Origin of the sequence: Arthrobacter sp. UYCo732 (assembly GCF_040547265.1) — a bacterium.
Taxonomy (GTDB): Bacteria; Actinomycetota; Actinomycetes; order Actinomycetales; family Micrococcaceae; genus Arthrobacter.
Genome location: NZ_JBEPPJ010000036.1, coordinates 1 through 7,798 on the forward strand (window position 1 = coordinate 1; position 7,798 = coordinate 7,798).

8 protein-coding genes and 1 pseudogene are annotated in these 7,798 nt (G+C 63.0%); 6 read left to right on the top strand and 3 right to left on the bottom strand.

Annotated features, from left to right (window positions below; genetic code table 11):
* Positions 1-45 precede the first annotated feature (45 nt).
* Positions 46-822 carry an IS110 family transposase gene (locus ABIB45_RS22115; protein WP_354217983.1) on the bottom strand — a complete coding sequence of 259 codons (777 nt, stop codon included), beginning with the start codon at positions 820-822 and terminating at the stop codon, positions 46-48.
* A 387-nt stretch (positions 823-1,209) separates the two neighbouring features.
* Between ABIB45_RS22115 and ABIB45_RS22120 the strand changes: the two genes are divergently transcribed.
* A complete protein-coding gene (locus ABIB45_RS22120) occupies positions 1,210-1,425 on the top strand; it encodes a hypothetical protein (RefSeq protein ID WP_354217984.1) in 216 nt (71 codons plus the stop codon).
* A gap of 864 nt (positions 1,426-2,289) precedes the next feature.
* Complete coding sequence (locus ABIB45_RS22125; RefSeq protein ID WP_354217985.1) at positions 2,290-2,847, top strand: NADPH-dependent FMN reductase; 558 nt, start codon at positions 2,290-2,292, stop codon at positions 2,845-2,847.
* 274 nt (positions 2,848-3,121) lie between these two features.
* Here ABIB45_RS22125 and ABIB45_RS22130 read toward each other — a convergent pair whose 3' ends face one another.
* Entirely contained in the window at positions 3,122-3,673 is a 552-nt protein-coding gene (locus ABIB45_RS22130; protein WP_354217986.1) for a flavin reductase family protein, read from the bottom strand.
* A 38-nt stretch (positions 3,674-3,711) separates the two neighbouring features.
* Here ABIB45_RS22130 and ABIB45_RS22685 point away from each other — a divergent pair.
* The 4 genes and pseudogenes from ABIB45_RS22685 to ABIB45_RS22145 all read left to right on the top strand — a co-directional run.
* Positions 3,712-3,801: pseudogene (locus tag ABIB45_RS22685) on the top strand (DUF8370 family protein); the annotation flags it as partial.
* A gap of 523 nt (positions 3,802-4,324) precedes the next feature.
* Positions 4,325-5,299 (top strand): site-specific integrase, encoded by a 975-nt coding sequence (locus tag ABIB45_RS22135; RefSeq protein WP_502909236.1) that lies wholly within the window; start codon positions 4,325-4,327, stop codon positions 5,297-5,299.
* Positions 5,296-6,174 (top strand): tyrosine-type recombinase/integrase, encoded by an 879-nt coding sequence (locus tag ABIB45_RS22140; protein WP_354217988.1) that lies wholly within the window; start codon positions 5,296-5,298, stop codon positions 6,172-6,174. Before ABIB45_RS22135 ends, ABIB45_RS22140 begins: the two co-directional genes overlap by 4 nt.
* 79 nt (positions 6,175-6,253) lie before the next feature.
* The gene (locus ABIB45_RS22145) at positions 6,254-7,261 is read left to right on the top strand and encodes a tyrosine-type recombinase/integrase (RefSeq protein ID WP_354217989.1); all 1,008 of its coding nucleotides are present in this window, start codon (positions 6,254-6,256) and stop codon (positions 7,259-7,261) included.
* Positions 7,262-7,534: 273 nt separating this feature from the next.
* Here ABIB45_RS22145 and ABIB45_RS22150 read toward each other — a convergent pair.
* The coding region (locus tag ABIB45_RS22150) for a transposase (protein WP_354217990.1) at positions 7,535-7,798 on the bottom strand (264 nt) is incomplete at its 5' end.

The following is a 7,798-nucleotide window of genomic DNA, read 5'->3' on the forward strand; positions in this document are numbered from 1 at the left end:
GCCTTGGTGATCGGGCCCTGGCGCCGGGATTGGCCGGGGGATTCCTCACCGGGGGACCAGCCCGAGGTAGGAGCCGATGGACGGCCCGGTGAACCGGGTCCAGTCCCCGCTCTGCACTGCCAGCCCATACCCGGTCGTGATCTGGATTCCCCGCAGACACATCAACGCATCGATCACCGGCCCGTAGCGGCATGCCGCGGCCGTTACGGCGACCTGCTTATCGATCCGTTTATGATGCTCGGCGAGGAGCTCGGCCTGCTCGACATCGGCCTGGTAGGTGAACTGCAGCGCAGGCTCGTCAAAGCGCTGGCGGTGTAGCCACGGGCCGTGTTCCTGCGTCCAGCGGGTCTCTTTGGGGTAGCGGATGCCGTGGCGCAGCAGGATGGCGTTCACGTGCTGGCGTGCGTGGGCGAGGTCTTTGGCCGTGCCGGAGCGCAGCCGGGACAGGTCCCGCAGCGCTTCCTTCTCCGGGTCCGGGATCCGCACCTCGGTGACCGAGCCGACCGCGAGCATCTCAGCCAGCACCCGGGCGTCCCGCTGATCGGTCTTGATCCGGTCCCCTGGAGCCCGCAGCAGTTTCGAAGACGCCGCGACCACGCAGTTAATCCCCGCGTCCCGCAGGTAAAGGGCCAGCACGAACCCGGTCGGGCCGGATTCGTAGACGACCTTGACCGGCGGGGCGAACCGGCGGACCCACTCCAGCACCACAGCCGGGTCAGAAGCCATGGTGTGGTTGCTGATTTCTCCGGTGGCCGGGTTCAGTGCATGGCCCGCGACGTTGACCGCGTGAACATCCAGCCCGGTAAAAGTATGCGCAAACATAGCCGGGACCTCCCAAACTTCACATGTGGCACTACCATTGCACCCCGCGACGAGCCGTCAGGCCAAGGGAGCCGTCAATGGCAACCCACGAACCCTGTGAAACAGAAGGCCCCGGCCTCTTGGCCGTTACCTGGCCCGTGCGGGATAAAGGACATCACCGCCGCGGGATCAGGAACCGCAGCGCCGCCGAACCGCACAAACGGCACGGATTACACCCCAACCCGGCGCTCCGGGACCGCCCCGGCGATAATGCCCGCCCCGAACGGGCCAGAACCTGCACCCCTCACTTCATATCGTTTAGAACCAGACATGAACACTTGACTTGAACGCGTGTTCATGTCAGAGTAGTTGCGACCTAGTGAGCCACGTCACAAGAAAGTATTGACCATGAGTAGTCAGAAAATCGAGTCTTTGGAAGTCCTCGTCGACAGGCCTGAGGAACTTTACGAGTTGCTTAACGAGGCAGAGGCCTTGCTCCGGCAAGCAGCAATGGCCCATGGGTCTGCCGGGATTAGGGTCACCCGGCATGACCCTGCCCGGTACACCTTCGAACTCAGCGACACGGTCCCGTTTGGCGAGACCTGGGAGCAGACAGCCCGGTGACCTTCGTCGCGGGCTTCGCTGCCAGTTTGGTCCGTGCGGCAACAATGACTCCCTCCCACCGGAGACGCGGGACCGGGCTGTGTCCCGTCCGCCCCTCGAGCCATCGTCATCGAACTCAAAACAGGCAAGTCCAGGCTTAGTACGCGGGCTGACTCAACATTCGCTCTCAGCGGGACGGTCGGTGGCACAGCCACAACCCATTTCACCGTCAACTCCTGCAGTGAGAGGTTCACTGCCGACTGCTTGAGGCAGTCCATCAGATGATGTGCTAAACAAACAACGAGGAGAGCATTATGACTTCAGGGACGAATCGAGCAGGAGGGTCCGGCTGGAAGAATGTCCAAGTTGGAGACAAGGTGCAGCTGGTCGGAAGCGGGCGCCCAGAGTATGTCGGACTGGTAGACGCCCGGACAGCGGACGGTGACATCATTTGGGTGCACGACCCTGTTGATGGCCGCCGCCTGTTCCACATTCAGGATGGCTACGAACTACAGCTGGCCGCATCATGACCGAACCGTTTTCCAATGGCTGTCACAACTGCTCAGGACCCGGAAACCGACCAGATGCCAAGCCGTAACGGAATGCCTCTTTCCAAAACTTCATCGCCTCAGCAGCTATCTATGGAGACATGAATCGGTCCGGACTCTTGAACCGGGGCTTTAGGAACACCTTTCTGGGCGATTTTGGGCGTTCCTCGCTTCATCTCCTGACGTTCCCCTTCCCAGTATCTGAGACACCGCAAACGTGCTGTGCAGTCCGCCGGGTCCGGTGATGGCTCCAGCGACCGTCTCAGGGGAAGAAGCGCCCTTCCCACAGTGTTTTAACGGGCACAGGTTGCCGTGGAAGCAGGGGAGATGAGGTGCCATGGTGAGGATAGCCATCGTGCTGGGAAGCACCCGCCCGGGCAGGGTCGGGAAAGCGGTCGCGGACTGGGTCTATGAGCAGGCGAAGAAGCGTTCTGATGCACAGTTCGAACTTGTCGATGTGGCCGACTTCGGTCTGCCGCTGTTGGATGAACCGCTCCCGCCCTCCCGCGGGCGGTACCGGAACGAGCATACGACGGCCTGGGCGCAGGTCATCGCCTCCTTCGACGGATACATCATCGTCACCGGCGAATACAACCACTCCGTGCCGGGGGCACTGAAGAATGCCATCGATTACCTCTACCGGGAGTGGAACAACAAAGCCGTCGGTTTCGTCAGCTACGGCGGTGCCGGCGGGATCCGGGCGGTGGAACATCTGCGGCAGATCGCCGCCGAAGTGCAGATGGCCGATGTCCGCTCCCAGGTCTCCCTGCCAATGGCCACGGAGTTCGAAAACTACACCACGTTCACCCCCTCGGTTCGGGCGGTGCAGGGCCTGGGACCGGTCTTCGACCAAGTCATCGCGTGGGCCGTCGCCCTCAAAACGCTGCGCCCCTGAAGGAAAAAGCGGCTAAAACACGGCAGGAACCTCCCGGATCATCCGCCGGCGGGATGCGGTCGGCAGGTAGCAACGGTTCCCTCGTCGGCGCCGCCTGCCACGACGACGGGAAGTCACCACTGGACGCGCTGTAACTGTGGTTTCGGCGCCGCCCCCAAGCGAGGGCTTCTCGAGCACTACAATCGCCACATCCCCCACACGACGCTCAAAAAGGCGCCTCACCCACCAAACGCGTCACCAACGCACCGGGTTAGTACCTCTGGGCGGGCAGCTTCTAACGCGCTAGGCGGTGGTAGGCGGAGGCAAAATGTATGAGCGGGTCCGGTACCTCCGACCCCGGAGCGTCACCGCCCAACGCAACTACCTCTCCTACGACGAGCAGATGTGTAGCCGCCGGATGGATGGCAACCGTTCTCAGCTCGAAGTACGCGATCGATCCGTCGAGGATCACCGATCCGGTGGCCGGCCCACGGCGGTACGGGACCTGGGCCAGCAGGCCCTCAACCGGGGTCCCTGGACTGGCCAGCCAGTCCGCCGCGCCTTGGTGCTTGCTGCGCAGCACACTCAACGCCCATGTACCCGTCGCAGCGACCGCTTCGCCGATGCGTGAGCCCGCGTAGAGACTGACCAGCATCGTAGGAGGGTCATCGGAGACAGAGAGAAAAGCAGTCACCGTTGCCGCGTAGTCGCGCTTGCGCAGGGATGTGGAAACCACGGCGACGCCGGCGGAGATGTCCGCGCTGAGCACGCGGTACAGATCGATGTCCGCCTGGGAAGGCTGTTCGCCGTCAAGGCGGTGCGCGTCCAACGTCCCCGGACTCTCCATAAAGTACATCGTTTCACGCGCCGAACCATAGGAGTGCTGTGTTCCTTCCCGGCATCGACCGTGATCTGGTATCAGACATGGTCACGCGGATCGTGATGGATACCTTCATCGAATACACCCAGGACATGATGCGGCAATACACGGCTCGCCCATGGCGATGCCGAGGGCTTTGGCTTCGGGGGAGCGGGTGACGGCGCAGCCATCGTTATTCGAGTTCTGTGGCCTGTGTGGTTATGTGGCCTCAACCGCGACGTGGTGGACGCTGGCGGCTGTTTCTGGCTCTGAGCCGGTGTTCCATGGCACATAACGGTTGGCTGGGGCGATGGTGGTTACTTCATTTTCTTTGAAGAGAAAGGAAGTTGCCATGTTGGAGGAGTATTTCGTTCAGTCGTCCACCATCGATCGGCTTCGGCGCTCATGGATGGGCGCGCAGATCGAGACTTACGTTGATTGGCTGGCCGCGCACAAGTACAAGGACAGGTGCATCTGGAAGCGGGTCCTGCTCGTCTTCGCATTCGGTGAATTTGCCAGTGCCCGGGGTGCCACCACCATTGGGGAGTTGCCTGCGCACGTGGACGCGTTCGTCGAGCACCGGGTTGCACTCCACCGCGAGCACACGGGCTCGACTCGTTCGATGGCCAACGAAGTCCGGTGCCCTGTGGAACACATGCTCTCGGTTGTTCTGGCCGGGTACAAGCCGACCGGGCGGAGGCGCGAGCTTCATCCTTTCACCGACACTGTCCGGGCTTCTTCGACCACCTTGTCCATGAGCGCGGCCTCCGTCCGTTTACGGTGCGTGGCTACCGCATCCACCTCGACCACTTCGAAACCTACCTGCGGCAGATCGGCGTGGAGTCGATTCGGGAGATCTCCCCGACGATCCTTAGTGCCTTCCTCGTGGAGCGCGCCGACACCGGACTGGCCAAGACCACGGTGCGTGATGAAGCGGGTTCGTTGAAGGTTTTTCTGCGTTACGCCTACCGTCAAGGCATCCTTTCCACAGACCTGAGTTCAGCCGTCGGATGGCCCCAGGTCTATCGGCTATCGGACATTCCCCGCTCCATTTCTTGGGCGGACGTCAATAAGGTTCTGGCCAGCGTCGACCGTCGGACCGAGACGGGCAGGCGCGACTATGCCATTCTGCTGTTGCTGGTCACCTACGGGCTGCGCGGCCGGGAAGTCGCTGACCTAACCCTTGATGACATCGACTGGAAGCATGAACGCCTGGCGGTCCCCGAGCGCAAGGCAGGGCACTCAACAGCATTTCCGCTTTCAGTGGTGGTCGGCGAGGCTCTCGTTGCCTATCTTCAGCAAGGACGGCCGACAACCACTGACCGACATGTCTTCCTTCGTGCCGTGGCGCCTCGTCGGCCACTCAGCGCGGCCGCTGTTTCGTCCTGCGCCCGCTTTTATTTGCTCAAGGCGGGGATCAACGTCCGTCGGCCGGGGTCTCACACCTTGCGCCACTCGGCGGTGCAGCGCCTCGTCGATGCGAACTTTGCACTGAAGACCATAGGCGACTTCGTTGGGCATCGCTCCGCGCGTCCCACCGAGGTCTACGCCAAGGTCGCGGTCGAGGCGCTGCGCGAGGTCGCCTTGGGTGACGGTGAGACGGTCCTGGAATGAGCACGAACCTTGCGGCCGCCGTGGCTGACTTTCTGGCCTACAAACGGGCATTAGGCAGGAAATACCTGACCGAGGAAGCCACGCATCTGCTCGTGGATTTTGCCGAACAACGTGGCGTGACCGATCTGGCCGAACTCACTCCATCGCTGCTCGATGAGTTTGTTGCTTCCCGGCGAAGAGAGCGGTCCCGTAGCTTCAACCATCTCATTGGAGTAACCGGAAGCTTCCTTGACTGGGCTACCACCCAGCAGCGCCTGGATGCATTTCACTGGCACGCTGGCCATCGTCGCGAGACGGACCACCGACTGCCTTTCCTATTTGATCCCTCCCAGGCCCGTCAACTACTCAAGGCCGCAGCTGCCCTTCCCGACTACTCCCGGGGGAACGGCCGGGGCCCGACCTACCACGCCATCTTCGCCCTGTGCTACGGACTCGGGCTCCGGGTCGGGGAGGCCTGCAACCTACACCTGGAGGATATTGATACCGCCAGGCAACTCCTCATCGTGCACGGCGGCAAATTCGGCAAGAGCCGCCTGGTCCCTTTCGGACCGCGCATCGGAGAGCTGCTGGCCCTCCAGCTCGAGCGCCGACGCGAGCAAGGTGGAGCCGAACAGGGTGGACCGCTGTTCACTTTCGACGGCCGGCGCTGCGTGCACACGGGCAGCGCGAGCGAAACGTTCAGCCGCCTCGCGGCCGGCCTGGCGTTCCCTGTTCCTGAGGGCACCACAGCGCCCCGCTTGCACTGTCTGCGTCATTCCTTCGCCGTGGGCTGCCTGCTGCGCTGGTACCGGGAAGGCGTGGATCCATCGGCGAGGCTCTTTCAGCTCTCGACGTTCATGGGCCACGTGGACCCATCCTCGACCGCTTCTACCTGACTATCACCCCGGAGCTTCTCTCCGAGGCAAGCCGGCGGTTCGAAGCCTATGCCGAATCTGCCTGGTCGGAGGCGGAGCCATGACCGGGACGCAACAGCTGGGGCCGCTGATCCACTCCTTCTTCATCGACCACCTCGTCACCGTCAAGGGGCTGCGCCCGGCGTCAGTGCACAGCTACAGCGACACCGTCCGGCTGCTGCTGTGCTTCGTGGCCGAGCAAAAGGGAACCAAGATCACCAGACTTACGCTCGAGGACCTGAGCCTCGATCACGTCCTTGGCTTCCTGCGCTACCTGGAAAACGACCGCCACAACCACGTGCGGACCCGCAACCAGCGTCTGGCCGCCCTGCACACCCTTTTCGAATACATCGCCAGCCGGGAACCGGCGATGCTCGAAACGTGCCAACGGATTGAGGCCATCCCCATGAAACGGGCGGCACCGGGGCGCGGGCACAGGAAGTCGCCGAACTGCGGGTCGGAAACCCTGCAGTTGGTCGAGCCTTTCCTCGTCCGGCTCCACGGTAAGGGAGACAAATGGCGGACCTGCCCGCTATGGGACCAGACCGCGAAGCTGATCACCGCCCTGATGGACTCATCGGGTGAACCACCAGCGACAAACGCCCCGGTCTTCTGCTCGGCTACCGGCGAAGCGCTCACCCGCTTCGGCATCTATAAGGCCGTGCGGCGCCTCGCTGGACACCTCGACGATCCCGGCATCGACCGCACGGTCAGCCCGCATGTCTTCCGCCACACCGCAGCGATGCACCTCCTTGAATCCGGAGTCGAAATCAACGTCATCCGCGGCTGGCTCGGGCACGCCGACCTGACAACGACGAATCGCTACGCTGAAATCAACACCAGGACAAAAATGGAAGCCCTGCGGGCAACCGAGCCGCCCGATCCTTCGGCGGCTCGCCGCCCCACCCCCGTCTGGAGGTCCGACGAATCACTGCTCAACTGGCTCTCAAACTCTGATCGTTATGTGGCCCGAATTAAGCAAACCGGCCCGGCCAGAACCGGGCACCGTCGGCTCGGGCCACATAACCACACAGGCCACACAACCCTGATTATGTTCCGCGGAACATAATTGGAGAGCAGGATGACGGGCAGGCCCTCCAGGGCCGGGTTGAAGGCCCACTCGGCCGAAGCGTAGAAGCAGTTCACGTCCACGTGCGCGATCTGCGGCATCCGCCGCATGACCGCCGGCTTAGCCTTGATCCACCGATCCGGGGTTGGTCTTGATGGATTTCGGGGTCGGCCGCGGATTCTGGTTTCGGGCGTGGCAGATCACCGGCCTCGCTGTCGGTGGTGTTCCACTGGATGTTCCTGGTCGGGCCGTTTCCGGCGGGCGGGCCGGGTTCTATGCCGCTTCCGGTGGGGCCTGGACGGTGGTGAAGAGCTCTTCCCAGGCGGTTTTCCAAGGCCAGGCTTCGGGCAGGTGAAGGCGGATACGTCGGGCGCTGGTCGCGATGCGGGCCGGGACGTGGATGAGTTTGCGGCGGATCGTGCCGGTGCGGGCCTTGCTGAAAGGCCCGGCGGCAAGGAGCCCGGCGGCGCGGGTGAGGTTGTAGGCCATGACCGCAGCAACCAGCCAGGCCGAGTTCGCGGAAAAAACACCTGAGGG

What these genes read in the sequence shown, in the direction of transcription:
- ABIB45_RS22115 (WP_354217983.1), bottom strand. Translation starts at nt 822, where the DNA reads ATGTTTGCGCATACTTTTACCGGGCTGGATGTTCACGCGGTCAACGTC.
- ABIB45_RS22120 (WP_354217984.1), top strand. Translation starts at nt 1,210, where the DNA reads ATGAGTAGTCAGAAAATCGAGTCTTTGGAAGTCCTCGTCGACAGGCCT.
- ABIB45_RS22125 (WP_354217985.1), top strand. Translation starts at nt 2,290, where the DNA reads ATGGTGAGGATAGCCATCGTGCTGGGAAGCACCCGCCCGGGCAGGGTC.
- ABIB45_RS22130 (WP_354217986.1), bottom strand. Translation starts at nt 3,673, where the DNA reads ATGGAGAGTCCGGGGACGTTGGACGCGCACCGCCTTGACGGCGAACAG.
- ABIB45_RS22140 (WP_354217988.1), top strand. Translation starts at nt 5,296, where the DNA reads ATGAGCACGAACCTTGCGGCCGCCGTGGCTGACTTTCTGGCCTACAAA.
- ABIB45_RS22145 (WP_354217989.1), top strand. Translation starts at nt 6,254, where the DNA reads ATGACCGGGACGCAACAGCTGGGGCCGCTGATCCACTCCTTCTTCATC.